Genomic DNA, 26470 nt, shown 5'->3' with positions numbered 1-26470 from the left:
AAAACTTGAAAAGGGCTGTAGCCCCGGAGTTTGCCCCGGGGTGTTTACGATTCGGTGTGGCCGCTGATGCGTCGGCCCCAGGCCCGGGCGGTTTCGCCGAGCTGTTGTTCGTCCAGTCGGGTCAGGCGCCGGTCGTCGAGCAACTGCTTGCCGGCAACCCACAGGTGTTTCACGCAGTCGCGACCGGTGGCGTATATAAGCTGCGAGACCGGGTCATAGACCGGTTGTTGCGCCAGGCCGGACAGGTCGAAGGCGACGATGTCGGCCGCCTTGCCGAGCTCCAGCGAGCCGGTCTCGGCTTCGATCCCCAAGGCTCGCGCGCCGTTCAGCGTGGCCATGCGCAGCGCCCGGTGGGCGTCCAGCGCGGTGGCCGAGCCGGCGACGGCTTTGGCCAACAGAGCGGCAGTGCGGGTTTCACCCAGCAGGTCCAGGTCATTGTTGCTCGCGGCGCCATCGGTGCCGACCGCCACGTTGACTCCGGCCTGCCACAGGCGCTCCACCGGGCAGAAGCCGCTGGCCAGTTTCAGGTTCGACTCCGGGCAGTGGATCACGCTGGTGTTGCTTTCTACCAGCAACGCCAGGTCGTCATCGCTGATCTGGGTCATGTGCACGGCCTGGAAGCGCGGGCCGAGCAAGCCCAGTCGGCCAAGGCGGGCCAGCGGGCGTTCGCCGCGCTGTTCGACCGCTTGCTGCACTTCGAACGCGGTTTCGTGGACGTGCATGTGTATCGAGGCGTCCAGCTCTTCGGCGATCACGCGGATTTTTTCCAGGTTCTCGTCGCCCACGGTGTAGGGTGCATGAGGGCCGAAGGTGATCTTGATGCGCTCGTGATGCTTCAGGTCGCCGAACAGTTCGACGCCCTGACGAATGGCTTCATCGGCGCTGGCGGCACCCGGAATCGGGAAGTCGAGGATCGGAATCGCGATCTGCGCGCGGATTCCGCTGTTGTGCACGCGCTCGCTGGCAACCTTCGGGAAGAAGTACATGTCCGAGAAACAGGTGATGCCACCTTTTATCTGCTCGGCGATGGCCAGGTCGGTGCCGTCACGCACAAAATCTTCATCGACCCATTTGCCTTCGGCCGGCCAGATGTGGTTTTCCAGCCAGGTCATCAGCGGCAGATCGTCGGCCAGCCCACGGAACAGCGTCATCGCGGCGTGGCCGTGGGCGTTGATCAGGCCGGGGCTGAGCAAAACGTCCGGCAGTTCGCGGACTTCGGCGGCGTTACACTTCAGCGCTTCGGCACGCGGGCCGATAAACACGATGCGACCGTCGCGGATGCCCAGGCCATGCTCCTTGAGCACAACGCCTGCAGGTTCGACGGGTACCAGCCAGGTCGGCAGCAATAATAAGTCGAGCGCAATGGCAGGTTTCGGCATCGAGGGTCGGTTCCAGTGCTTTTGTAAAGGATGGCGAAGTATACCCGAGCGTCTTCGCGGGGGGATCGCTATAATCGGCGGCTTTTGTTCATGAGTGCGGGGTGAGGGATGCGCGATCGACTGTTGGCTGCGGAGAAAGTAAAGGCCATCGATTGGCGTGATGGCGCGCTCCACCTGCTGGATCAGCGCGTTTTGCCGTTCGAGGAAAACTGGATCGCCTACACCAGCGCCGCCGGCGTGGCCGAGGCAATTCGTTCGATGGTGGTGCGCGGTGCGCCGGCCATCGGCATCAGTGCCGCGTACGGCATCGTGTTGGCGGCCCGTGCCCGGATTGCCGAAGGTGGCGACTGGTATGCGTCGCTGGAAGAGGATTTCATGTTGCTGGCCGATTCCCGTCCGACAGCGGTCAACCTGTTCTGGGCGTTGAACCGCATGCACGACCGGCTGGACCGCTTGAAGGAAAACGCCGATCCGCTGGCGGCGCTGGAAGCCGAAGCCATTGCGATTCATGAAAGCGATCGTGAAGCCAACCTGACCATGGCCCAGCTCGGCGTCGACCTGATCCGCAAGCATCAGGGCAATGCTCAGGCAATTCTCACTCACTGCAACACCGGCGCCCTGGCCACCGGCGGTTTCGGGACGGCGCTCGGGGTGATTCGCGCGGCGTTCATCGAGGGCATGGTCGAGCGCGTCTACGCCGACGAAACCCGGCCGTGGCTTCAAGGCTCGCGTCTGACCGCGTGGGAGCTGGCCAACGAAGGCATTCCGGTGACCCTGAACGCTGACTCTGCCGCCGCGCATATCATGAAAACCAAAGGCGTGACCTGGGTGATCGTCGGCGCCGACCGGATCACCGCCAACGGCGATGTGGCGAACAAGATCGGCACCTATCAACTGGCGGTCAACGCCATGCACCACGGCGTGCGTTTCATGGTGGTGGCGCCGAGTTCGACCATCGACATGAATCTGGCCAGCGGTGACGACATCCCGATCGAGGAGCGCGACGGCGCCGAGTTGCTGGAGGTTGGCGGCAAACGTGTCGGGGCTGACGTCGAAGCGTTCAACCCGGTGTTTGACGTGACCCCGGCGGATCTGATCGATGCGATCGTCACCGAAAAAGGCATCGTCGAGCGCCCGGACACCGCGAAAATGGCGCAGTTGATGTGCCGCAAGCGCCTGCATTGATTGGCTTGATGTCCGCGTTGTCCTCTTCGCAGCAGGCTCGCTCCCACAGGTTTTGTGATCGCCACAGAACCTTGCGGGAGCGAGCCTGCTCGCGATGGGGCCTTGAAAGTCAATAAACATCCGCAATTTCGCCCCGAAATTTGCATTCAGGGAAGCTCTGAGCCTCTCTCGTCCCCGTTAAGCCTGTCATCGGTCATCTAACTATGCTCCATGCGCATCTGGGGGATAGGTGCGTGGCGGCTCTTGTGATAACATCCGGCGTTTTCCGAGGCAGTCCCACGGGGTTGTCTTCACTGCGCAAATCCAGGGTCAACTTGTCGATTTGTCGTAAGTCGGCGCATGGCACTCGGCCTGCATCGACGAGCTTCGTGCGTCCCCTATGGATATGGCGAAGTTTCACCAGAAAAAGGAATCAGGCTTCTCATGGGCGAACTGGCCAAAGAAATCCTCCCGGTCAATATCGAAGACGAGCTGAAACAGTCCTATCTCGACTACGCGATGAGCGTGATCGTCGGCCGTGCACTGCCGGATGCGCGCGATGGCTTGAAGCCCGTGCACCGTCGCGTGCTGTTCGCGATGAGCGAGCTGGGCAATGACTTCAACAAGCCGTACAAGAAATCTGCCCGTGTCGTCGGTGACGTGATCGGTAAGTATCACCCGCACGGTGATACCGCGGTGTACGACACCATCGTCCGCATGGCGCAGCCTTTCTCCCTGCGTTACCTGCTGGTCGACGGCCAGGGCAACTTCGGTTCGGTGGACGGCGACAACGCCGCGGCCATGCGATACACCGAAGTGCGCATGACCAAGCTGGCGCACGAGCTGCTGGCCGACCTGCACAAGGAAACCGTGGACTGGGTGCCGAACTACGACGGCACCGAACTGATCCCGGCGGTCATGCCGACCCGCGTACCCAACCTGCTGGTCAACGGTTCCAGCGGTATCGCCGTGGGCATGGCGACCAATATTCCGCCGCACAACCTCGGTGAAGTTATCGACGGTTGCCTGGCCCTCATCGACAACCCCGAGCTGACCGTCGATGAGCTGATGCAATACATTCCCGGTCCGGACTTCCCGACTGCCGCGATCATCAACGGTCGCGCCGGCATCATCGAAGCCTACCGCACCGGCCGTGGCCGCATTTACATGCGCGCCCGTTCGATCATCGAAGACATCGACAAGGTCGGTGGCCGTCAGCAGATCGTCATCACCGAACTCCCTTACCAGCTGAACAAGGCACGCCTGATCGAGAAGATCGCCGAGCTGGTAAAAGAGAAGAAACTCGAAGGCATCACCGAACTGCGCGACGAGTCCGACAAGGACGGTATGCGCGTCGTGATCGAACTGCGTCGCGGCGAAGTGCCTGAGGTGATCCTCAACAACCTCTACGCCCAGACCCAGCTGCAATCGGTATTCGGCATCAACATCGTTGCGCTGATCGACGGCCGTCCGCGGATCCTGAACCTCAAGGACCTGCTGGAAGCCTTCGTCCGTCACCGTCGCGAAGTGGTTACCCGCCGTACCGTGTTCGAACTGCGCAAGGCGCGCGAGCGCGGTCACATCCTCGAAGGTCAGGCCGTTGCCCTGTCGAACATCGACCCGGTGATCGCCCTGATCAAGGCTTCGCCGACGCCGTCGGAAGCCAAGGAAGCGCTGGTCAGCACGCCGTGGGAATCCTCGGCTGTGGTGGCGATGGTGGAACGTGCCGGTGCCGATTCGTGCCGTCCGGAAAACCTCGATCCGCAATACGGGCTGCGCGACGGCAAGTACTTCCTGTCGCCGGAACAGGCGCAAGCCATTCTGGAGCTGCGTCTGCACCGTCTGACCGGTCTGGAGCACGAAAAGCTGCTGGCCGAGTATCAAGAGATCCTCAACCAGATCGGCGAGCTGATCCGCATCCTCAACAGCGCCGTGCGCCTGATGGAAGTGATCCGCGAAGAACTGGAAGTGATCCGTGCCGAATACGGCGACGTGCGCCGCACCGAAATTCTCGATGCCCGTCTCGACCTGACCCTGGGCGACATGATCCCGGAAGAAGAGCGCGTCGTGACCATCTCCCACGGTGGCTATGCCAAGACCCAGCCGCTGGCTGCGTACCAGGCCCAGCGTCGTGGCGGTAAAGGCAAATCGGCTACTGGCGTGAAGGATGAGGACTACATCGCTCACCTGCTGGTCGCCAACAGCCACACCACCCTGCTGCTGTTCTCCAGCAAGGGCAAGGTGTACTGGCTGAAAACCTACGAAATCCCTGAAGCGTCCCGCGCCGCCCGTGGTCGTCCGTTGGTCAACCTGCTGCCGCTGGATGACGGTGAATACATCACCACCATGCTGCCGGTCGAGGAATACACCGAAGGTCACTACATCTTCATGGCCACCGCCAACGGCACCGTGAAGAAGACCCCGCTGGAATCCTTCAGCCGTCAGCGCAGCGTCGGTCTGATCGCGCTGGAACTGGACGAAGGTGACGTGCTGATCTCCGCGGCCATCACCGATGGCGAGCGTGAAGTAATGCTGTTCTCCGACGGCGGCAAGGTCACCCGCTTCAAGGAATCCGACGTGCGTGCCATGGGCCGTACCGCCCGCGGTGTGCGCGGCATGCGTTTGCCGGAAGGGCAGAAGCTGATTTCGATGCTGATCCCGGAAGAAGGCAGCCAGATCCTCACCGCTTCCGAGCGTGGCTACGGCAAACGCACCGCGATCACCGAGTTCCCTGAGTACAAACGTGGCGGCCAGGGCGTGATCGCCATGGTCAGCAACGAGCGTAACGGCCGTCTGGTCGGTGCGGTTCAGGTGCTCGATGGCGAGGAGATCATGCTGATTTCCGACCAGGGCACGCTGGTGCGTACCCGTGTCGACGAAGTTTCCAGCCTGGGTCGTAACACCCAGGGCGTGACCCTGATCAAGCTGGCCAAGGATGAAACCCTGGTCGGTCTGGAGCGGGTCCAGGAGCCGTCGGAAGTCGAGGGTGAAGAGCTTCAAGGTGAAGAAGGTGTCGAACTGGAAGAGGGCGTGATCGGCGCCGAACCGGACGATGCGGTCGACAACCTGCAGGCGGACGCCGCAGACGAAGAAGAGTCGCAAGACTAACCAAATCGTAGCAGGGCAGAGTGTTTGCTCTGTCCGCTACCGTGATTGCATAGCGAGAGTGGATGTGAGCAAACGAGCCTATAACTTCTGCGCAGGTCCCGCTGCGCTGCCTGAAGCTGTCCTGTTGCGTGCCCAGTCCGAGATGCTCGACTGGCACGGCAAGGGTCTGTCGGTCATGGAAATGAGCCATCGCAGCGATGACTACGTGGCCATCGCCGAGAAGGCCGAACAAGACCTGCGCGACCTGCTGTCCATCCCCTCCAATTACAAAGTGCTGTTCCTGCAGGGCGGTGCGAGCCAACAGTTCGCCGAGATTCCGCTGAACCTGCTGCCCGAGAACGGCACTGCCGACTATGTCGAAACCGGCATCTGGTCGAAGAAAGCCATCGAGGAAGCGCGTCGCTTCGGCAACGTCAATGTTGCCGCCAGTGCCAAGCCTTATGACTATCTGGCCATCCCTGGTCAGAACGAGTGGAAGCTGACCCCGGGTGCGGCCTATCTGCACTATGCGTCCAACGAAACCATCGGCGGCCTGCAGTTCGACTGGGTTCCCGAGGCTGGTGACGTTCCGCTGGTGGTCGACATGTCCTCCGATATCCTCTCGCGCCCGATCGATGTGTCGCAGTACGGCCTGATCTACGCCGGCGCGCAGAAGAACATCGGCCCGAGCGGTCTGGTCGTGGTGATCGTTCGTGAAGACCTGCTGGGCCGCGCCCGCAGTTCGTGCCCGACCATGCTCGACTACAAGGTCTCGGCCGATAACGGCTCGATGTACAACACCCCGGCCACCTATTCCTGGTACCTCTCGGGCCTCGTCTTCGAGTGGCTGAAGGAGCAGGGTGGCGTCGCCGCGATGGAGCAGCGCAACAAGGCGAAGAAAGATCGCCTGTACGGCTTCATCGACAACAGCGACTTCTATACCAACCCGATCAGCGTCAACGCCCGGTCGTGGATGAACGTGCCGTTCCGTCTGGCTGACGAGCGTCTGGACAAGGCGTTCCTGGCCGGCGCCGACGCCCGTGGCCTGCTCAACCTCAAGGGCCATCGTTCGGTTGGCGGCATGCGTGCCTCGATCTACAACGCCCTGGGTCTGGACGCCGTCGAAGCGTTGGTCGGCTACATGGCTGAATTCGAGAAGGAGCATTCCTGATGTCCGAGCAGGAGCTCAAGGCGCTGCGCGTTCGCATCGATAACCTGGATGAGAAGATCCTCCAGCTGATCAGCGATCGCGCGCGCTGCGCCGAAGAAGTTGCCCGGGTCAAGATGGCCAGTCTGGCCGAAGGCGAGCAGCCGGTGTTCTACCGTCCCGAGCGTGAGGCGCAGGTCCTCAAGCGTGTGATGGAACGCAACAAGGGGCCGCTGGGCAACGAAGAGATGGCGCGCTTGTTCCGCGAAATCATGTCTTCGTGCCTGGCTCTCGAGAACCCGCTGAAAGTGGCTTATCTCGGTCCGGAAGGCACCTTCACCCAAGCGGCGGCCATGAAGCACTTCGGTCACGCGGTGATCAGCAAGCCGATGGCGGCGATCGACGAAGTGTTCCGTGAAGTGGCAGCCGGTGCGGTGAATTTCGGCGTGGTGCCGGTGGAGAACTCCACCGAAGGCGCGGTCAACCATACCCTCGACAGCTTCCTCGAACACGACATGGTCATCTGCGGCGAAGTCGAGCTGCGGATTCACCATCATCTGCTGGTTGGTGAAAACACCAAGACCGACAGCATCAGCCGCATCTATTCCCACGCTCAGTCGCTGGCCCAGTGCCGCAAGTGGCTGGACGCCCATTACCCGAATGTCGAGCGCGTGGCGGTGTCCAGCAACGCCGAAGCGGCCAAGCGGGTCAAAGGCGAGTGGAACTCGGCGGCGATCGCCGGCGACATGGCGGCCGGGCTGTACGGCCTGACCCGTCTGGCCGAGAAGATCGAAGATCGCCCGGACAACTCCACGCGCTTCCTGATGATCGGTAACCAGGAAGTGCCACCGACCGGCGACGACAAGACTTCGATCATCGTGTCCATGAGCAACAAGCCCGGCGCGCTCCATGAGCTGCTGGTGCCGTTCCATGACAACGGGATCGACCTGACCCGGATCGAAACCCGTCCGTCGCGCAGCGGCAAATGGACCTACGTGTTCTTCATCGACTTCGTTGGTCATCACCGTGATCCGCTGATCAAAGGTGTACTGGAAAAGATCAGTCAGGAAGCAGTAGCACTCAAGGTGCTGGGTTCCTACCCGAAAGCAGTTCTTTAAGGGGTGGTAGCAATGAGTGGCAACTTCCTCGCTCTGGCACAGCCGGGCGTGCAACAACTTTCGCCCTACGTACCGGGCAAGCCCGTGGACGAACTGGCGCGCGAGCTGGATCTGGATCCGGCAAGCATCGTCAAACTGGCGAGCAACGAAAACCCGTTGGGCGCCAGCCCGAAAGCGCTGGCCGCGATCCGCGAAGCGCTGGACGAGCTGACTCGTTATCCGGACGGCAACGGTTTTGCCCTGAAATCCCTGCTGGCCGAGCAGTGCCGTGTCGAGCTGAACCAGGTGACCCTGGGCAACGGCTCCAACGACATTCTTGAACTGGTGGCGCGCGCCTATCTGGCGCCGGGCCTGAATGCCGTGTTCAGCGAGCACGCGTTCGCGGTCTACCCGATCGCGACCCAGGCGGTCGGCGCTCAGGCCAAGGTCGTTCCGGCCAAGGACTGGGGTCATGACCTGCCAGCGATGCTGGCGGCCATCGACGCCAGCACCCGCGTCGTGTTCATCGCCAACCCGAACAACCCGACCGGCACCTGGTTCGGCGCCGAAGCGCTGGACGAGTTCCTGCAGGACGTGCCGGAACATGTGCTGGTGGTGCTGGACGAGGCCTACATCGAATACGCCGAAGGCAGCGATCTGCCGGACGGTCTGGATTTCCTCGCGGCTTATCCGAACCTGCTGGTCTCGCGTACGTTCTCCAAGGCCTACGGTCTGGCGGCGCTGCGCGTTGGTTACGGCTTGTCCACACCCGTGGTGGCAGACGTGCTGAATCGCGTACGTCAGCCATTCAACGTCAACAGCCTGGCTTTGGCCGCGGCGTGTGCGGCGCTGAAGGACGAGGAGTATCTGGCGCAGAGCCGTCAGCTCAATGAATCCGGCATGCAACAGCTGGAAGCGGGTTTCCGCGAGCTGGGCCTGAGCTGGATTCCGTCCAAGGGCAACTTTATCTGCGTCGACCTTGGTCAGGTGGCGGCTCCGGTGTTCCAGGGCCTGCTGCGCGAAGGCGTGATCGTGCGTCCGGTCGCCAACTACGGCATGCCGAACCATCTGCGGGTGACCATCGGTCTGCCGGCGGAAAACAGCCGCTTCCTCGAAGCGCTGCGCAAGGTTCTGGCTCGTGGGTGATGTCACTGCGCTGCAATCTGCTGCACCTATGATCGGGCGCCTGGTGGTGGTCGGTCTGGGGTTGATCGGTGGTTCGTTTGCCAAAGGTTTGCGTGAAAGCGGCGTGTGCCGCGAAGTGGTCGGGGTCGATCTCGATCCGCAATCGCGCAAGCTGGCGGTCGAGTTGGGCGTGGTGGATCGCTGCGAAGATGATCTGGCAGCGGCTTGCCAGGGCGCGGACGTGATCCAGTTGGCGGTACCGATCCTGGCCATGGAAAAAGTGCTGGCCCGTCTGGCCAGTATGGATCTGGGGCAGGCGATCCTGACGGATGTCGGCAGCGCCAAGGGCAATGTGGTGCGCGCGGCGACCGAAGCGTTCGGCGGCATGCCGGCGCGTTTCGTGCCGGGCCATCCGATTGCCGGTTCCGAGCAGAGCGGGGTGGAAGCCTCCAACTCGGAACTGTTCCGCCGTCATAAAGTCATTCTGACCCCGCTGGAGCAGACCGATCCGGCTGCCCTGGCGGTGGTTGATCGCTTGTGGCGCGAGCTGGGTGCCGACGTTGAGCACATGCAGGTCGAGCGTCACGATGAAGTGCTGGCTGCGACCAGTCATCTGCCGCACCTGCTGGCCTTCGGTCTGGTCGATTCGCTGGCCAAACGCAATGAAAACCTTGAGATCTTCCGTTACGCTGCGGGCGGTTTCCGTGATTTCACAAGAATCGCCGGAAGCGACCCGGTCATGTGGCATGACATCTTTCTCGCCAATCGCGAGGCTGTCCTGCGCACACTCGATACATTTCGCAGCGACCTCGACGCCTTGCGCGACGCGGTCGATGCAGGGGATGGGCACCAATTGTTGGGCGTCTTCACGCGCGCCCGGGTTGCCCGCGAGCATTTCAGTAAAATCCTGGCCCGCAGGGCCTATGTGGACGCTATGAATTCCAACGATCTGATTTTCCTGGCTCAACCTGGTGGCCGCCTGTCCGGTCGGATTCGCGTACCGGGTGACAAATCGATTTCCCACCGTTCGATCATGCTCGGTTCTCTGGCTGAAGGCGTCACCGAAGTCGAAGGCTTCCTCGAGGGCGAAGACGCCCTGGCGACCTTGCAGGCGTTCCGCGACATGGGCGTGGTCATCGAAGGCCCGCATCACGGCCGCGTGACCATCCACGGTGTCGGCCTGCATGGCCTGAAGCCTGCGCCGGGCCCGATCTATCTGGGCAACTCCGGCACTTCGATGCGCCTGCTGTCCGGCCTGCTGGCCGCGCAGGACTTCGACAGCACCCTGACTGGTGATGCTTCGCTGTCCAAGCGTCCGATGAATCGCGTCGCCAACCCGCTCCGGGAAATGGGTGCCGTGATCGAAACCGCTGCCGAGGGTCGTCCACCGATGACCATTCGTGGCGGTCACAAACTCAAAGGCCTGACCTACACCATGCCGATGGCCAGTGCCCAGGTTAAATCCTGCCTGCTGTTGGCGGGTCTGTACGCCGAAGGCAAGACCACCGTCACCGAGCCGGCTCCGACCCGTGACCACACCGAGCGCATGCTGCGCGGCTTCGGCTACCCGGTGAGCGTCAACGGTGCCACGGCATCGGTTGAGTCCGGCGGCAAGCTGACCGCGACCCACATCGAAGTGCCGGGCGATATCTCGTCGTCGGCATTCTTCCTGGTGGCCGCGTCGATCGCCGAAGGTTCGGAGCTGGTGCTCGAACACGTCGGCATCAACCCGACCCGCACCGGTGTGATCGACATTCTGCGCCTGATGGGCGCCGACATCACCCTGGAAAACCAGCGTGAAGTGGGTGGCGAGCCGGTTGCCGACCTGCGCGTGCGAGCGGCTAAACTCAAGGGTATCGAGATTCCGGAAGCGCTGGTTCCACTGGCGATCGACGAATTCCCGGTGCTGTTCGTGGCCGCGGCCTGTGCCGAAGGGCGTACCGTGCTGACCGGCGCCGAAGAGCTGCGGGTCAAGGAGTCGGACCGTATCCAGGTCATGGCGGACGGTCTGCTGGCGCTGGGCGTCAAGTGCGAACCGACCCCGGACGGCATCATCATCGACGGCGGCCAGATCGGCGGCGGCGAAGTGCATGGTCATGGCGATCACCGTATCGCGATGGCTTTCAGCGTGGCCTCGCTGCGCGCCACGGCACCGATCCGCATCCATGACTGCGCCAACGTCGCGACATCGTTCCCGAACTTCCTGGCGCTGTGCGCACAGGTCGGCATTCGTGTGGCGCAAGAGGCTCAGTCGTGAACAATATTGCTCCGGTCATCACCATCGATGGGCCAAGCGGCTCGGGCAAAGGCACCGTAGCCGGGATTCTGGCCAAGCGTCTGGGCTGGAACCTGCTGGATTCCGGTGCGCTGTATCGCCTGCTGGCGTTTGCTGCGCACAACCATGGTGTTGACCTGACCAATGAAGAGCTGCTGAAGAAACTGGCCGCTCATCTGGATGTGCAGTTCATCGCGGCGACCGACGGTCAACTGCAACGCATCATTCTGGAAGGTGACGAAGTCAGCGATGTCATCCGCACTGAAAGCGTCGGTTCCGGCGCTTCTCAGGTGGCTGCATTGCCGGCCGTGCGCGAGGCGCTGCTGCAGCGCCAGCGTGCTTTTCAGGAGTCGCCGGGGCTGGTGGCCGATGGTCGCGACATGGGCACGGTGGTATTTCCGAATGCGCCCTTGAAGATTTTCCTGACCGCCAGTGCCGAGGAGCGGGCGCGCCGTCGATATTTGCAGTTGAAGGGCAAAGTCGAGGGTGTTAGTCTGTCGAGTCTGCTAGATGAGATCCGTGCGCGCGACGAGCGTGATACCCAGCGAGCGGTGGCCCCGCTAAAGCCGGCGGCCGACGCCATACAGCTGGATTCCACGGAGTTGTCCATCGATCAGGTGCTGGAACGCATCATGAGCGAGATCGCCATTCGCGATATCGCCGGGTGACCAGGAAGGCCGCAGGGGACCAGTCATAGTCCTGCGGTGGCTTCCTTTAAATGAAACTGACCCGCATCGTCTGGGATGTGGAGACGGGCGTATTTTTCGCCCTAATCAACAGGAATTAAAATGAGCGAAAGCTTTGCGGAACTCTTTGAAGAAAGCCTAAAGACCCTGAACCTTCAGGCAGGCTCCATCATCACCGGTGTTATCGTTGATATCGATTACCAAGCTCGCTGGGTAACCGTTCACGCTGGCCTGAAGTCCGAAGCACTGATCCCTCTGGAGCAGTTCTACAACGACGCTGGCGAACTGAACATCAACGTCGGTGACGAAGTTCACGTTGCTCTGGACTCGGTTGAAGACGGTTTCGGCGAAACCAAGCTGTCCCGTGAAAAAGCCAAGCGCGCTGAATGCTGGATCGTTCTGGAAGCAGCCTTCGCAGCCGAGGAAGTGGTCAAGGGCGTTATCAACGGTAAGGTTAAAGGCGGCTTCACTGTCGACGTTAACGGCATCCGTGCGTTCCTGCCAGGTTCCCTGGTTGACGTCCGTCCAGTGCGCGACACCACGCACCTGGAAGGCAAAGAGCTGGAATTCAAGGTCATCAAGCTGGACCAGAAGCGCAACAACGTTGTCGTTTCCCGTCGCAGCGTCCTGGAAGCCGAGAACTCCGCCGAGCGTGAAGCTCTGCTGGAATCCCTGCAGGAAGGCCAGCAAGTCAAAGGTATCGTCAAAAACCTCACCGATTACGGCGCATTCGTCGATCTGGGTGGCGTGGACGGCCTGCTGCACATCACCGACATGGCGTGGAAGCGTATCAAGCACCCTTCCGAAATCGTCAATGTTGGCGACGAGATCGACGTCAAGGTTCTGAAGTACGATCGCGAGCGCAATCGTGTTTCCCTGGGCCTGAAGCAACTGGGCGAAGATCCATGGGTTGCTATCAAAGCCCGTTACCCAGAAAGCACTCGCGTTACCGCTCGTGTAACCAACCTGACCGACTACGGCTGCTTCGCTGAGCTGGAAGAAGGCGTTGAAGGTCTGGTACACGTTTCGGAAATGGACTGGACCAACAAGAACATCCACCCTTCGAAAGTCGTACAAGTCGGCGACGAAGTGGAAGTCATGGTTCTGGACATCGACGAAGAGCGTCGTCGTATCTCCCTGGGCATCAAGCAGTGCAAGTCGAACCCATGGGAAGACTTCTCTGGCCAGTTCAACAAGGGCGACAAGATCTCCGGCACCATCAAGTCGATCACCGATTTCGGTATCTTCATTGGTCTGGACGGCGGCATCGACGGTCTGGTTCACCTGTCCGACATCTCTTGGAACGAAGTGGGCGAAGAAGCCGTACGTCGTTTCAAGAAGGGCGACGAGCTGGACACCGTTATCCTGTCGGTTGACCCGGAGCGTGAGCGTATCTCCCTGGGTATCAAGCAACTGGAAAGCGATCCGTTCTCCGAGTACGTCTCGGTTAACGACAAAGGCGCAATCGTTACTGGCACCGTGAAAGAAGTTGACGCCAAAGGCGCCATCATCGTTCTGGCCGACGATATCGAAGCGACTCTGAAAGCCTCCGAAATCAGCCGTGACCGCGTTGAAGACGCGCGCAACGTTCTGAAAGAAGGCCAGCAAGTAGAAGCCAAGATCATCAGCGTTGATCGTAAGAGCCGCGTAATCCAGCTGTCGATCAAATCGAAAGACGATGCTGAAGAAAAAGAAGCTATCCAGAGCCTGAAAACCGCTCCGGAAGGCGAAGCAGCTGACACCACCATGGCGGCACTGCTGCGTCAAGCAATGGCCAAACAGAACTGAGTTCTGTCTGATCATTAAAAAGGGCGACTTCGGTCGCCCTTTTTTGTGCCTTCGATTTGGTAAGCCTCGCTCTCTGGTTATACGGGTGAAACCATTTCCTTTGCCGGGCGGTCTGTTTCTTTAATCGGATCAATCGTCTATTCGCGTCTAGGCTTAGTCTGAAGATCGCAGTAGTCGGGCAGGCGCCTGGCATAAGGATGTGAATGAACAAGTTTATAGTTCTGTTGGGTATGTTGGTGTTGGCAGGCTGTACGACTAGCGCCAAGACTCATGCGGTGCGCGGAGTCAGCGGTATCGAGGTTGACTGCTCCGGCTTGGGTTCGGGCTGGGAGAGGTGTCAGAAGCGCGCAGCCAAGGAATGCAAGGGGGCGGGTTACAAGGTGATCACGCGATCTGATGATGCGCGGGATGAGGATGAGTTTCCCTTTGGTTTCAATCCTGCCGGCTATGTCACTCGAACCATGCTGGTGATTTGTCGGTGAGTGAGCGTTGGCGTGCATGCGATCCGATGCCCTGAAAATGGGCGTTTCGGCGAGCGGAAAGATATGTCAAGCCCTGGGCTGTTCAAAATCTTCCGGGCGTGCTAAAACCTTTCAAGCGCTGATCTAGCTGCTTGAAAAAGAAGGGAAAAATATGACGAAGTCGGAGTTGATCGAACGAATTGTCACCCATCAGGGGCTGCTCTCATCCAAGGATGTTGAGCTGGCCATCAAGACCATGCTTGAGCAAATGTCCCAGTGCCTTGCCACAGGTGATCGTATCGAGATCCGTGGCTTTGGCAGCTTCTCCTTGCACTATCGTGCGCCGCGAGTCGGCCGCAACCCGAAGACAGGGCAGTCTGTCAGTCTTGACGGAAAGTTCGTTCCCCATTTCAAGCCAGGCAAAGAGCTTCGGGATCGAGTGAATGAGGAAGAGGATGAATAGTAGATATGACCAGGGAAGCAGTTTATGACTAATCTCAAACGAATCCTCTTGGGAGGATTTCTACTGCTGCTGGTTCTGGTAATCCTGGCATTTGTACTTGAAAATCAGCAAACAGTATCCCTGCTGTTTCTCGGTTGGGAAGCACCTCATTTACCCGCTTCTGTCGTAATATTGGCGGCACTCTTGGTCGGTATGATCATCGGCCCTCTGTTACGTCTGTTATTGGGTCGTGCTCTACGCGCTCGGCGCAAACCTTCGATTTAGATTTTTTAAGTTTCCTGAGCAGAATAAAGAGGGGAAGCCATGGCTTCCCCTCAATTGTTTCTGCAACAAAATACTAAATCATCACTGGCTTATTCCTTGCCTCCAGCATTGAACTTCACTGCCAGCGCTGCTAATGGCACATAAGCAATCAGAACCCCCAGCAGACCGTCCAGGTAACCGTTAGCCACCAATAGCGCAATCGGCAACAGCCAGCAAAGATTGATCGCGGCAACGCCCAGCGTGACGGGCAGGTGCTTTTTGTATTTTCGAGAAGCGAATTGATAAGCATGGCTACGGTGAGCTTCGTAGACTTTTTCTCCCCGTAGCAGCCGGCGGAACAAAGTCCAGGTTGCATCGACGATAAACACGCCCAGCAGAATCAGCCAGCTCCACAGCAATTGTGGTGCGGCCCAGGCAGCCTGCAGGGAGAGGACGCCCAGAGTGATCCCGAGGAAGCCGCTACCAGCATCCCCCATGAAGATGCGAGCTGTCGGGAAGTTCCAATACAAAAAACCGGACACTGCGAAGGCAAGCAGAAGCGGGAGGAGGGCCAATACACCATTGCCCGTCAGCCAATAAAGCAACGTTGCACCCAGGCAAACAAAAATCGCCTCGACGCTGGCAATGCCATCAATACCATCCATGAAGTTATACAGGTTCAGCAGCCAGACCAGATAAAACGCGGCCAATACATTGCCAACCCAACCCAGGTCAAATACGAATCCGAAGATCGTCAGAGGTGGTAAGCCGCCTATCCAGTAAAGTGCCCAAATGGCTGCAATGAAATGACCCAGCAAACGCCAGCGGGCGATGATATGGCCGTGATCATCCAGAAAGCCCAGTACTGCGATGCCGACACCTGCCCCCATCAATGCCCACATCGTCGGCAAGGTGATGGCACCCATGCTTGTCGCCAATATCAGTGCGACCAGAAAGCTCACAACGATCGCAACGCCGCCACCTCTTGGGGTGGGGACGGCGTGGGAGCTTCGGGCGTTGGGCACGTCTATAAGGCTTTTAGCCAGCGCATATTGCCGTAGGGCTCCGGTCAGAAACAGTGCAACGACGGCGCAAGCCGGTAATAACCACCACATATTCATTTGATTCGCAGGTCCAGAAAGTGTTTAGCCGTTTTACGCAGCGCCTCATCGACAGAGACGGGCGGGGTCCAGTTCAAAAGGGTACGTGTTTTTTCAATATCTACCTGAAGTGAACCGCAAAGTCGTTGGGCCAGGGCTTGCTTGCCCAGCATCGATGCCCCGGTTTCAAGTACCCAGCCGGGGATTGGCAGCATTCGGACAGGTTTGCCCAACGCAGCGCCCATGCGCCGAAGAAGCATGGTAGTCGATAGGTCTTCGCCATCGCTGACCATGAAAGTCTGGTTCGCAGCAGCAGGATGGACTACGCAAGTCGCAATCAGGTCAGTGAGATTGTCCAGTGCGACGAGGCTGCGGCGGTTGTGAAGTGCGCCGAATGGCAGCGGCACGCCTTTGTGGAGCCAGCGCATCATGCTGAGAAAGTTGGCCTGTACGCCTGGCCCATAAACCAGTACGGGACGGATGATGACTACTTCCATCCCGGTTTCTGTGGAAAGCGCACGTAGTCCCTGTTCGGCCTCAAGTTTTGAAATCCCATAGGGATCAAGAGGCACAGGTTGGCTTTCAGCGCTGTAAGGGTTGCCTGGGGTTGTGCTCTCGCCGTTGACTTTCACTGAGCTGATGAAGATGAATCTTCGGATGCCTGCTTCAGCCGATTGCCGGGCGAGATTCAACGTGCCCTCGACATTGGTCTTGCGGTATTCGGCAAGAGGGTCGGATGACTCGTCGCTCATGACATGCACGCGGGCAGCCGAATGGATGACGACATCATGTCCGCTCAGCACCGACATCCAGTTCTGCTCGCTGGACAGATCGCTGATCAGCGCCTGAGTTGCACGGGAGTCGAGCTCATTCGAGTTTTTGCGAACAGCAGCGGTAACCTCATGACCCTGCTCCAGCAGCAGAGGTGTCAGGCCGCGTCCCACAAAGCCCGTTGCGCCTGTAAGTAGAATTCGCATGATCAGGAAACTTCCGATGTGGAGATTACATCTACAGCCATGTCGCGCATGATATTCGCTCTGGAGAACCGATCGATAAAGGCCGCGCGTGGGGTCGTGGAGATCGTCAGTCTTTCGAAGGATTCGACCGCCGCATCGACATCACAAGGTGCAAATACCGATGCATTTTCGATGTGCTCGGTCACAAACTCTGCCGCGTAGCCTGCAATGCCCGCCCAGATCGGTTTTCCCAGGGCAGCATATTCGAACAGCTTGGACGGCAATACTTTACGAAATGCATCGTAGTCATTCAGGTGCAGAAACAATATGTCCGCTGATTGGTAGACGCCGATCAGTTCGTCGCGTTTGACCGGGCTCAGCAGGTCGACATTGTTGCACTTGGACGCATTGATGGCGTCTTTCAATGCAGCCAGTCGGCCGCCATCACCGATTACCTTGAATCGCACCTTTCCTTCAAGGCGTTTTGCCAGTTGAGGGATGATGTTGTGAAGGCCCTGACCTTCCCCGAAGTTTCCTGCGTACACCACATCCAGAATGCGGTCCTGGTTGTCTTCGGTGTTCACAATCGGCAGGTTGAGGAATTCGTCATCGATACCGTTGGTAAACAGCGAATACTTCTGGTCCGGGTATCTGGATTTGAAGTAAGGAAGAAAGCCTGCTGAGACCAGGTTGACTTTGCGCGCCGACTTTATCGTGAAGCGTTCGAGCAACGAGAGGATCGGTTTGATGAACCGCACCATCTTCCCGGATAGAACGTCCTTGATGGTGTCCACGAAAATGTCACGGATGTCGAGGTACAGTGGTGTTTTCTTGCTGCGGGCAATGACGGCTCCAAGTGTTGCGGTCATCAGGCGTGAAGACGTTGCATAAACAAGGTCGTAGTGCTTGCCGCGAGCGAAGTTGCGCACATGTCTGGCGTAGACCAGAAACGCTTTTGCCTGATCGACCATCCCGCTTTTGTGAGCGGGCAGGGCGATACGGCGTATGGTCAGGCGCGGATGTTCTTCAAGCTCGGGCGCTTCGCTGCTGAATGAGCTGTAGCGATTGGGCAGTGTCGTGATCAGTTCGATATGGGCATCAGCCGGCAATTTATCCAGCAATGCCTTTACCAGTGCCGTGGTGCGGAATGAGCCGGCGGACAGATCCGGCTGATAATAAAAACTCAGGACTAAAAGTTTCAAATAAGCCTCACCACGTTACGCGGGTAATAAGTGTGTCTGATGATAGTTCGACAACGATGCATTGGTTCGCCACGGACTTGCCGAACTCCGGGTGCCAGGTTGTGTTCGCAATGCTGATGCATGCCGCGCCCGAGATGGAGACAGAGACTGTCTCTCCAGAAGCCAGGGTGATTGTCAGGCCGTTGTCATTCTGAGTCACTGACGCCTCGGGGTGGAGGTGGAATCTTGCGATCGACTTGTCAAAGGCGCCCGTTACCGAATCGTTGATCTGTAGCGTGTTCCTGGTGGCGTTCCACTCCCGCGTGTGAAGGTTCTTGCCCTTCAGGCGCTGGTAGCCGTCATGTGAGCAAACGATGCGAACGGATTCACCGGTGCTCTCGAAGGTGCTCAGGCTGACGCGGGCGCGGCGGGCGACCCTGAAGCCGGCCCAGACCTCCGAGGAGTTTTCGCCATCGATCTCTACGGTGTTATGAGCGGCGGTACTGCGTTGACGATGACGCTCGCTGTCCTCGCCGTATTGCGATGTGCCGGAGTTAACGAATACTCGCTGCCCGAATACGCTCAACTCGAAGCTCAACGTATCTGCGTGAGTATGGCCGGGCTGATAAACGGGAGCGACTTGTGCAAAGTTCAAGAGTGCTTTGCTGCCCTCACCGAACGCTATGTGCGCAAACCCGCTTTCGGCATGGCAAATGGCACCGATCGAAGAAGTGTCCGCTGCGTCTGCCGGTGGCTGGCAACCCAGCAAGGCGGCATAACCTTCGATGTCGCGCAGGGCAGGAGCAATGCCGAAGGCGCAATCATTGAAGAAGGGGATTTCGCCATCAGGATGCTGCATGCTGCGCAGCCAGATGATTCCTTGCTCGATCACTCGGCGCCACTCGGGTGCACGGCTTTTCAGTGCGTCGATTTTGGCATTGAGTGCCAGATTGAGCAGGTCGCACATGTCCCAAAGCAACGAGGCGTGGTACATGGGCGACAGTTCGAAATGCGCCCCATCTGTCAGGAATTGCTCCTTCACCTCTCTGTCCAGAATCTTCAGTCCGGTTTTCAGCCAGTTCTCGGCCTCCCCGGTCTGCAGAAAGCTGCCCGCGAAAACCAGCGCCTTGCCATTCACGAACAAGTGATTTGCGAGGATGTGATATTCAATCCGTTGTGACAGTGCGTGTGTCTGCACTGCCAGGCTTTCCAGCCAGCGCTGATCCAGATGCGGCTGCATTTGCAACCACTTGACCAGGTTAACGATCCTGAGGGACAGCGTATAAGGTTCCCAGCCACAGCCGGCGAACGGCGGGTTGGCCGTGATCCAGCTGTTGACCAGATCCGTTTCCGACAGGGATGAATCATGTTCCTGGCGGGCGGTCAGGTGATCCAGATAATGCAGATTGTATTGCCAGATCTTTGGCAGCGACTCGTTGTGCCATTCGATGGCCGCCTTGCTGCCCATGAAGTCGAACTGCCCGTCTTCGGTTATGCGCGATGAATTCCAGCGAGGTGGATTGGCCAGATCAAAGGACGGGTTCTTGCTCGCCGGTGTTGCGGCATACGGTTTGATCTTGGCAAAACGATAGTAGATTCGATAGAGAATCTGCTCCGGTCGCAGCACTTTGGCAGTGTGGTAGAGCTTTGTGAGCCGGGCTATCCGTGCGTTGCGCATATGAGTCACTGATTCAAATGGTTGATTCGTTGTAATGTATTTTCGAGCTACTCAAGCGAAGTTGAATTTGAGCCAGCGTTCAAAATACAGAAGTTGCCAGAGTTTGTAGGTGTTATTGGCGGCACCGGAAAAGTGACTCTTTATCAGCCGCTCAACTTCCTCGCGATTGAGGAATTGATAGATTCGCTGGAATTCAGATGCCAGGCGTTCCGCACCCAGGCGCAGAATGATCCCGTCCAGAGGAGGGTTGAACCCGGTTTTCGGACGGTTGACCAGCGTGGAGGGGAGCAGGCTTTTCAAGAGCGTCTTGAGCGGTGCTTTAGGCGCGCCGTCTTTCAACAGATCGGCACTGGAGGTTGCGAACCCGTTGGCAACGACGCGCTCATCCAGCAACGGCACTCTGAGTTCGATGCTTGCCAGCATGCTTGCCTTGTCGGAAACGCCCAGGTTGTGACTCAGGAACCCGGTCATGTCGAAATGCTGTGCGCATTTCACTTTATCGTCCACATCGCCTTTGTACTGGCTCAGCACATTGTCCAGGCGCTGTTTGTACGTGTTTTCCAGTGTCGAGTAGTTGGAGAAGAAATTGCTGAGTTCCTGTTTTGAGAAATAGCCGAGCATCCGCGAATACGCCAGCGGCCAATAACTTTCCTGGGCGTACGAGACGAGTCGCTCGAACTTCTTGTCGAGTTTTTTCGGGAAAAGATTGAGCTTCAGCAACGACTTGAGCAGCGGGTAGACAGCGCGGATCAGATTGTGGTGCTTGAGGACCTTGTATCGGGGGTATCCGGCAAACGCTTCGTCGCCACCCATTCCGCTGAGCATTACGGTATATCCGCTCTTCCTGGCCTCGTCGGACAGTCGATAGGTGGCCCAGAACGTATAATCCGACACTAGCTCTTCAGTATTTTTGGCGACGAAGTCGATGGATTCAAACGGATTGTCGTTCGCGTCGAGAATTTCGGTAACTTTAAGTTCTTTGCCCAAGTGCTTGGCGATGTCGGCAGAAAACTTCATGTCCACCGCGGAGTCTTCGGTTTCTTCGTATTTCGCGAAAAACAGGTCCGCAGCTCCTGTGTAGTTCGCAAGAATGCTGGAGTCGGCGCCGCCGCTGAAGAACACCCCTACCGGAACATCAGCTTCCAATTGACGGGTGACCGCAGACTCGATGGTGTCGGCAATGGACCGTTGAGTATTGAAGTTGATGATGTCCTGGTAGCGTACGATTGTACGGGCGCCGGTGGTCAGGTCAAATTCGATATAGGTTCCCGGCTGTACTTTCTTGATTGCCTTGTAACCGGTGTTGGGCTCGTAGATGAACCCATTGTTGAAGAACTCGAACACGTCATCGTTATCGATTTCAGCAACAACCTCTGGATAGCTTTTCAGACCGCGTATTTCCGAGCAGGCATAAAAACCATTGGCGCTTGAATAGTAATAAACCGGCTTGATGCCCACGACATCTCTGACCAGAAAGAACTTCCTGGCATTCTCGTCAAGAATGACCAGCGAAAACATTCCTTGCAGTTGCTTGAATGCCTGTTCCTTGTATTCGACATACAGCTTCAGGATGACTTCGGTATCGGACGTGCCGTTGAAGGTATAACCCTTCTTGACGAGGTCGTCCCTCAACTCGTGATGGTTGAAGACTTCGCCGTTGAAAATGATGCTGATGCCATTCCCAGCATGCATGGGCTGGCTGCCGGCGGCTGTCAGATCCAGAATGCTCAGTCGGTTGTGACCGAGTCCTACCTGGAAGTCCGCAACGGTAGTGAAGTATGTTCCAGAGGCATCCGGTCCACGATGTTTTGTGACGGCAAGACTCGCTTCCAACTGGAGGTTGGTGTCGGACGCGGACTGCTTAACACAAAAGAAACTTAAACCGCACATTATGCCTTGAGCTCCATATTTTCTTGATTGGCGGTGTTTTGCACAGGCGACGACGGTGAGGGTGAAGCCTCGCCTGTATCAACACTCTTCCTGTCATTTTGAACTTTCGGCGCTCGCGAGAGCGCTTGGGTGAGAATCAGGCCCCAGGCTGTAGCGAGCAGCAAGTTGAAGGTGATCAGGCGGAAAACGGCGAAAAACAAACCGTAGATGGCCATGGTCAATACCACGGATCGCAGTATCGTCCAGTGGGCTGGCTCGACTCTGAGCGAGGTCACTCGAAGGACAATCGGGCCCAGCAGGACCAGCGCATAAGTAATGATTCCCAGCAGGCCACCGACCATCAAGGTATAGAGCGGCCAGTTGTGAATATAAGCGACCCATTGGGTAAACGATTCCCCGCTGGATGTTTCCCAGCGCATTTCGTGTTTGATGCCCAGTCCGTTACCCGCTACCGGGTGCGACTTAAACATGTCCCATGCAATGCCATACTCTACAACGCGCGAAGAGACGTTGAAGTCGGCATTTTCCTTTGTTGGAGCGATGGGTTGCAACATGCCATCGTCGCCGGCTTTTGATTCTTCACTTGGCTTCCAGTTAACGATTGTCTCTATGCCAGACTCGATCAGCAGGCTCATCCTGCCGAGCCATATCTGCTGCATGCCTGTAGCGAAAATGAACAGCAGCGCGCAGATGCCCAGAGCGGTGGCGCTCACCATCAATTTTTTTCGCAGTTGGGCGTGAAACACAAAAACGAAGGCGGAAAACAGCATCATCACCAGCAGTGCGCTCAACAGCATGCTGCGGGTGAAAGTGATCAGTACGGCGGTCATGCAAAGCAGAGACATCAAGGCACCGACAGCGGTGATCTGCTTTTGCCGCGACAGGATGCAAGTGACAAATCCGGCCGCCATTCCCACGGGCAGCAGACTGTCGGTCGCTTGCGCCAGAACCATGGTTATACGGTCGCGCATGGGGCCGATAGCATTGGCATTGTGCAAGGCGGCTTCTTTTGTAAGCTTGATGGCCTGAGCGTCTGCAGGGTCGATCCAGTAGGGTCTCCAGATGCCTTGGTAGAAGTAGTAAAAAACGATATATCCGGCGGTCAGAAAGACCAGCGTCGCTACTGAGCCGCCTACCCAGCGAATACGCGTTTGATCCTGACTGACCAATATGCAGACAGGGATCAATGCGTAGATGAACAGGAAGGGAATGACGCCCCTCACCCAGTCGGCGAGGGGAACGTGATTGTGCATGGCAACTGCCAGGTTGGTGCCCAATATAAGGAGACCGACCAGCAGGGGAGCTGCGAATACCTTCAGTGCATCTTTTAACGTGTACGTGCGCAGGAGCTGCAGCAGGCTGCCTGCAAAAACGGTGGCCAGCAATGCTGCAAATGATAGCTCCTGCAGGCCCAGTGAGGGTGGCGCCGGACGCATGGCAAATGCCATTGGAAAGAGCGCCAGCAAACCGTGCCAAGGCGATTTCAGTGCCATGAGAATAAGGAGAAGAACGCCGGCGGTACCGATGTAGAACGCAGCGCCAGGATCTTGTGAAAGAAGAATGGCAGTGCCCGCGCCGGCAGCAATCGCGCAACTGTTTTTATTAAAATATGATTCTTTCATCATTATTCTCCGGCCATCTTCCGCGGACGAATTGCTTTGAAATCAGCAGATGTCTGGCCAACAATTCGAGCGGGAATTCCAACAACCACGGAGTTGTCTGGTACGTCCTTCAGTACGACGGCGGACGCGCCAATCTGGCAGTTGTTCCCGATCTTGATGTCGCCGATTATTCTTGCGCCTGCACTGATATAGCAGTTGTCGCCAATCACGGGGCACTTGTTTATTTCGCTGGATGCAAAGCCTTCCGCCGCACCGATCGTGATGCCCTGGCCCAGCACGCAGCCGCTACCGATCCTGGCGTTTGCGTGAAGCACAACGCCGATGGCGCCATAAGCGAAGATCGAGCCTTTGCCAATGCTTGCCGAAACGGGGACATACGAATTGAAGATCAGGAAAATGAAATTTCGAATGAGCATCGGAATAACCGGGATCTTTCGTTGATAGAACCAGTGTCCAATACGATAAAGCGTGACTGCGTTCATTCTCAAAACCTCAATTTACGGAAATCTGCCAGGCGCAGACGGAGAGTCCAGGTTGCGATGATCAACAGGGAGCACATATAGAAAATGCCCCAGATCAGGCTGACGTTGGCCATGACTATAGAAAGGGGGGAAAGTATTGCCACCCAGAAAATCACCGGAAGCTGGATGCCGGGGCGACAGAACAGGTGCAGTGTCAGCAGGTAAGCGGAGAACCCCAGTGCATAGAATACTTTTGCGGCCTCAAGTCCCTGCACGAAAAAGACCATGCAGACCACAGCGATACAACCCAGTGATACGTTTATCGCGATGACCCTGCGGTGAAATCCCGAGGCAATGAGATATCGCTCCGTCACCACCGCCCAGTAGAGAACCGGCAAGCAGGGGAGCAGGGCCAGATAGCCCGAATATTTGGGAAAGAGCCACGATACGAAATAACCGAACAACCCCACGAGCGCGAAGTACATCACGGCGATCGACATGATGATCCGGTATTGCTCCTGGCGCTGCCCTCCGGATATGAACGAAACAAATACTGCCCTGACGTTGATGGGGAAAAGACTGGTTGCGGATTGAATGATCGACACAATCACGCGAAACAGTCCCAGCTCACGAACCGGCAGGATCTTCGAGAGTATGTAAGGTAGTATGTTGGTGAACAGGTTGAAGAACAGCGTGATGGAGATCATGCGCGGCAGAAGGGTAATGACCTGCCAGAGCGTTGAGCCCAGCTGCTTGCCAAGCGGTAGTTTTGCTCCGTGAGTAAACAGCGCAACCAGTGCCAGCAGACAAGGGATCAGGTTGGTCAGGCACAGGATGTCCACGATGCTCAGCGGCCAGATGTTCTGATGGCTGACAAACAGGGCGGCGAAGAAAACCCCCAGAAACAGAATCAGATACCCGACGATCCAGCGGTAGAGTCGCAGTCCGAAAAGTGACAGCAGGCAGGCTGAACTAAGCAGCATGACGCTGAGCAGCAAGGGATTGCCCAGATCCGTCAACTGACTTAGTCCGCTGAAGAGCAGGAAGATCAGGCTTGCCATAAATAAGGAAGTGACAAGGATGTGTTCAGGTTCAACGCTTGCAAGAAGTTGTTCGTTGATGATGTCCAGCAGTTTCTGAAATAAAAAAACCAGCACGTTGGCTTTGATGAACTCGCCATAGGCTTCAAGTCCATATAAACCAGGAATAACAAAGTTTACTACCAGGCCACTAATCAGTGTCAGCGCCTGAATCAGCAGATTGACCATGTCTCAACCTTCTTCAATCTCATCATGACTAATTCGAGCACATGATCATCGGAGTTTTCATCGAAGCAACGAAGTGCGCAGGACCCGGTGACTCATGGAGACACCTGGTCCTGCGCTCAGTTTCGATAAGTGGTCAGTTCCAGATACCGCGCGTATCGACTCGCTCTGCACGCGCCAGGCTGCTTTGCGGGATCGACTTGAATTGCTTGTGGTCGACAAGCAGAACAATCACATCTGCTTGAGCCAGTGCGCTGTCGATATCGCAGAGAGTGACTTTGCCTTCCATGTTGGCAGGCAATTGATCGATATTGGGTTCGACGGCCAGTACCTTGCCCGGATGAGCATCGGCAATTTTCAAAGTGATTGCCTTGGACGGGCTTTCACGCAGGTCGTCGATATCCGGTTTGAAGGCCAATCCGAAGCAGGCGACTGTAACGTCCTTGGCCGTCTTGTCCGGGTTTGCCTGCAGGTGCTTGCCGATGGCTTGCTGGACCTGGTCGATCACCCATTGCGGCTTGCTGTCGTTCACTTCACGAGCTGTGCGGATCAGGCGCGCCTGCTCCGGAGTCTTGCTGACAATGAACCATGGGTCCACGGCGATGCAGTGGCCACCGACACCCGGGCCGGGTTGCAGAATGTTCACTCGTGGGTGGTGATTGGCCAGACGGATCAATTCCCAGACGCTGATACCCAGCTTGTCGCATATGATCGAAAGCTCGTTCGCAAATGCAATATTCACGTCACGGAAGCTGTTTTCGGTCAGTTTGCACATTTCGGCGGTGCGGGCGTCCGTGATGATGCACTCGCCTTCAACGAAAGTTTTGTACAGTTGCACGGCAGCTGCGGAGCATTTCGATGTCATGCCGCCAATGATGCGATCGTTCTCGATCAGTTCACGCAGTACGTGACCCGGCAGAACGCGCTCGGGGCAGTGTGCGATACGAATGTCGGACTCTTCGCCATGGGTTTGCGGGAAGGTCAGGTCCGGGCGGGCCTCTGCCAGCCACGCGGACATCTGTTCGGTCGCACCCACTGGAGAAGTGGACTCGAGAATGACCAGATCGCCTTTCTTCAGAACCGGAGCGATGGATTTGCTGGCGGATTCGATGTAGGCAAGATCGGGCTCATAGTCGCCTTTGAAAGGCGTAGGAACGGCGATCATGAACGCATCTGCCGGTTCGGCGACGGTGGTGGCCCGCAGGAAACCTTCGGTCACGGCTGCGTGGACGACGATATCCAGGTCTGGTTCGACGATATGGATTTCACCGCGATTGATCGTTTCGACAGCGCGGGGGTTTACATCGACGCCAATCACCTTTTTCTTGCGGGCGGCGAAAACGGCTGCCGTTGGCAGTCCAATGTAGCCGAGACCGACCACAGAAACAGTTTCAAAGCTCAT

Annotated in this window: 21 protein-coding genes; 11 read left to right on the top strand and 10 right to left on the bottom strand. The window is 57.7% G+C overall.

Going from position 1 to position 26470, the window contains the following annotated elements; translation table 11 throughout:
* Positions 1-44: 44 nt before the first annotated feature.
* Positions 45-1379 carry a TRZ/ATZ family hydrolase gene (locus tag EIY71_RS07935; protein WP_007950908.1) on the bottom strand — a complete coding sequence of 445 codons (1335 nt, stop codon included), beginning with the start codon at positions 1377-1379 and terminating at the stop codon, positions 45-47.
* A 108-nt stretch (positions 1380-1487) separates the two neighbouring features.
* Here EIY71_RS07935 and mtnA point away from each other — a divergent pair, with 108 nt between their 5' ends.
* From mtnA to EIY71_RS07880, 11 genes are all read left to right on the top strand, one after another.
* A complete protein-coding gene (gene mtnA / locus EIY71_RS07930; RefSeq protein ID WP_007950910.1) occupies positions 1488-2564 on the top strand; it encodes an S-methyl-5-thioribose-1-phosphate isomerase in 1077 nt (358 codons plus the stop codon).
* A 423-nt stretch (positions 2565-2987) separates the two neighbouring features.
* A complete protein-coding gene (gyrA, locus tag EIY71_RS07925; protein WP_134021268.1) occupies positions 2988-5651 on the top strand; it encodes a DNA gyrase subunit A in 2664 nt (887 codons plus the stop codon).
* Between the two features lie 64 nt (positions 5652-5715).
* Positions 5716-6801, top strand: a complete 1086-nt coding sequence (serC, locus tag EIY71_RS07920) for a 3-phosphoserine/phosphohydroxythreonine transaminase (RefSeq protein WP_085745010.1) — start codon at positions 5716-5718, stop codon at positions 6799-6801.
* Complete coding sequence (gene pheA, locus EIY71_RS07915) at positions 6801-7895, top strand: prephenate dehydratase (protein ID WP_007950913.1); 1095 nt, start codon at positions 6801-6803, stop codon at positions 7893-7895. Before serC ends, pheA begins: the two co-directional genes overlap by 1 nt.
* 12 nt (positions 7896-7907) lie before the next feature.
* Positions 7908-9020, top strand: coding sequence for a histidinol-phosphate transaminase (gene hisC / locus EIY71_RS07910; protein WP_134021265.1), 1113 nt, complete (start codon positions 7908-7910; stop codon positions 9018-9020).
* Positions 9021-9048: 28 nt separating this feature from the next.
* Positions 9049-11256 carry a bifunctional prephenate dehydrogenase/3-phosphoshikimate 1-carboxyvinyltransferase gene (locus tag EIY71_RS07905; RefSeq protein ID WP_240868636.1) on the top strand — a complete coding sequence of 736 codons (2208 nt, stop codon included), beginning with the start codon at positions 9049-9051 and terminating at the stop codon, positions 11254-11256.
* The gene (cmk, locus tag EIY71_RS07900) at positions 11253-11942 is read left to right on the top strand and encodes a (d)CMP kinase (protein ID WP_085647507.1); all 690 of its coding nucleotides are present in this window, start codon (positions 11253-11255) and stop codon (positions 11940-11942) included. Before EIY71_RS07905 ends, cmk begins: the two co-directional genes overlap by 4 nt.
* Positions 11943-12062: 120 nt before the next feature.
* Positions 12063-13748 carry a 30S ribosomal protein S1 gene (rpsA, locus tag EIY71_RS07895; protein ID WP_102717097.1) on the top strand — a complete coding sequence of 562 codons (1686 nt, stop codon included), beginning with the start codon at positions 12063-12065 and terminating at the stop codon, positions 13746-13748.
* A gap of 203 nt (positions 13749-13951) precedes the next feature.
* Positions 13952-14230 (top strand): hypothetical protein, encoded by a 279-nt coding sequence (locus EIY71_RS07890; protein ID WP_085745007.1) that lies wholly within the window; start codon positions 13952-13954, stop codon positions 14228-14230.
* Positions 14231-14381: 151 nt separating this feature from the next.
* Positions 14382-14672, top strand: a complete 291-nt coding sequence (ihfB, locus tag EIY71_RS07885; protein ID WP_085745006.1) for an integration host factor subunit beta — start codon at positions 14382-14384, stop codon at positions 14670-14672.
* 24 nt (positions 14673-14696) lie between these two features.
* On the top strand, positions 14697-14936 hold the full coding sequence (locus EIY71_RS07880) for a LapA family protein (protein ID WP_134021262.1): 240 nt from the start codon (positions 14697-14699) through the stop codon (positions 14934-14936).
* Positions 14937-15025: 89 nt separating this feature from the next.
* On the opposite strand, the gene EIY71_RS07875 is transcribed toward EIY71_RS07880, so the two are convergent.
* The 9 genes from EIY71_RS07875 to wecC all read right to left on the bottom strand — a co-directional run bounded on the left by EIY71_RS07875 (position 15026) and on the right by wecC (position 26470).
* Positions 15026-16036, bottom strand: coding sequence for a glycosyltransferase family 4 protein (locus EIY71_RS07875; protein ID WP_134021259.1), 1011 nt, complete (start codon positions 16034-16036; stop codon positions 15026-15028).
* Positions 16033-16992, bottom strand: coding sequence for an SDR family oxidoreductase (locus tag EIY71_RS07870; RefSeq protein ID WP_085745003.1), 960 nt, complete (start codon positions 16990-16992; stop codon positions 16033-16035). Before EIY71_RS07870 ends, EIY71_RS07875 begins: the two co-directional genes overlap by 4 nt.
* Positions 16993-16994: 2 nt before the next feature.
* Entirely contained in the window at positions 16995-18173 is a 1179-nt protein-coding gene (locus EIY71_RS07865) for a glycosyltransferase family 4 protein (RefSeq protein ID WP_085745002.1), read from the bottom strand.
* Positions 18174-18180: 7 nt separating this feature from the next.
* Complete coding sequence (locus EIY71_RS07860; protein WP_134021256.1) at positions 18181-19830, bottom strand: heparinase II/III family protein; 1650 nt, start codon at positions 19828-19830, stop codon at positions 18181-18183.
* A gap of 51 nt (positions 19831-19881) precedes the next feature.
* Positions 19882-21720 carry an asparagine synthase (glutamine-hydrolyzing) gene (gene asnB, locus EIY71_RS07855; RefSeq protein ID WP_129972547.1) on the bottom strand — a complete coding sequence of 613 codons (1839 nt, stop codon included), beginning with the start codon at positions 21718-21720 and terminating at the stop codon, positions 19882-19884.
* Positions 21720-23342, bottom strand: a complete 1623-nt coding sequence (locus tag EIY71_RS07850) for an O-antigen ligase (protein ID WP_134021253.1) — start codon at positions 23340-23342, stop codon at positions 21720-21722. Before EIY71_RS07850 ends, asnB begins: the two co-directional genes overlap by 1 nt.
* A 2-nt stretch (positions 23343-23344) precedes the next feature.
* A complete protein-coding gene (locus EIY71_RS07845) occupies positions 23345-23824 on the bottom strand; it encodes a serine O-acetyltransferase (protein WP_085744998.1) in 480 nt (159 codons plus the stop codon).
* Positions 23825-23826: 2 nt separating this feature from the next.
* Complete coding sequence (locus tag EIY71_RS07840; RefSeq protein WP_085744997.1) at positions 23827-25071, bottom strand: hypothetical protein; 1245 nt, start codon at positions 25069-25071, stop codon at positions 23827-23829.
* A gap of 133 nt (positions 25072-25204) precedes the next feature.
* Positions 25205-26470: a UDP-N-acetyl-D-mannosamine dehydrogenase gene (wecC, locus tag EIY71_RS07835; RefSeq protein WP_085744996.1), complete on the bottom strand. Its 1266-nt coding sequence runs from the start codon at positions 26468-26470 to the stop codon at positions 25205-25207.

The organism is Pseudomonas sp. CH235 (assembly GCF_004368175.1).
Lineage (GTDB): Bacteria > Pseudomonadota > Gammaproteobacteria > Pseudomonadales > Pseudomonadaceae > Aquipseudomonas > Aquipseudomonas paraglycinae.
This window is presented reverse-complemented; position numbering and strand designations above follow the sequence as displayed.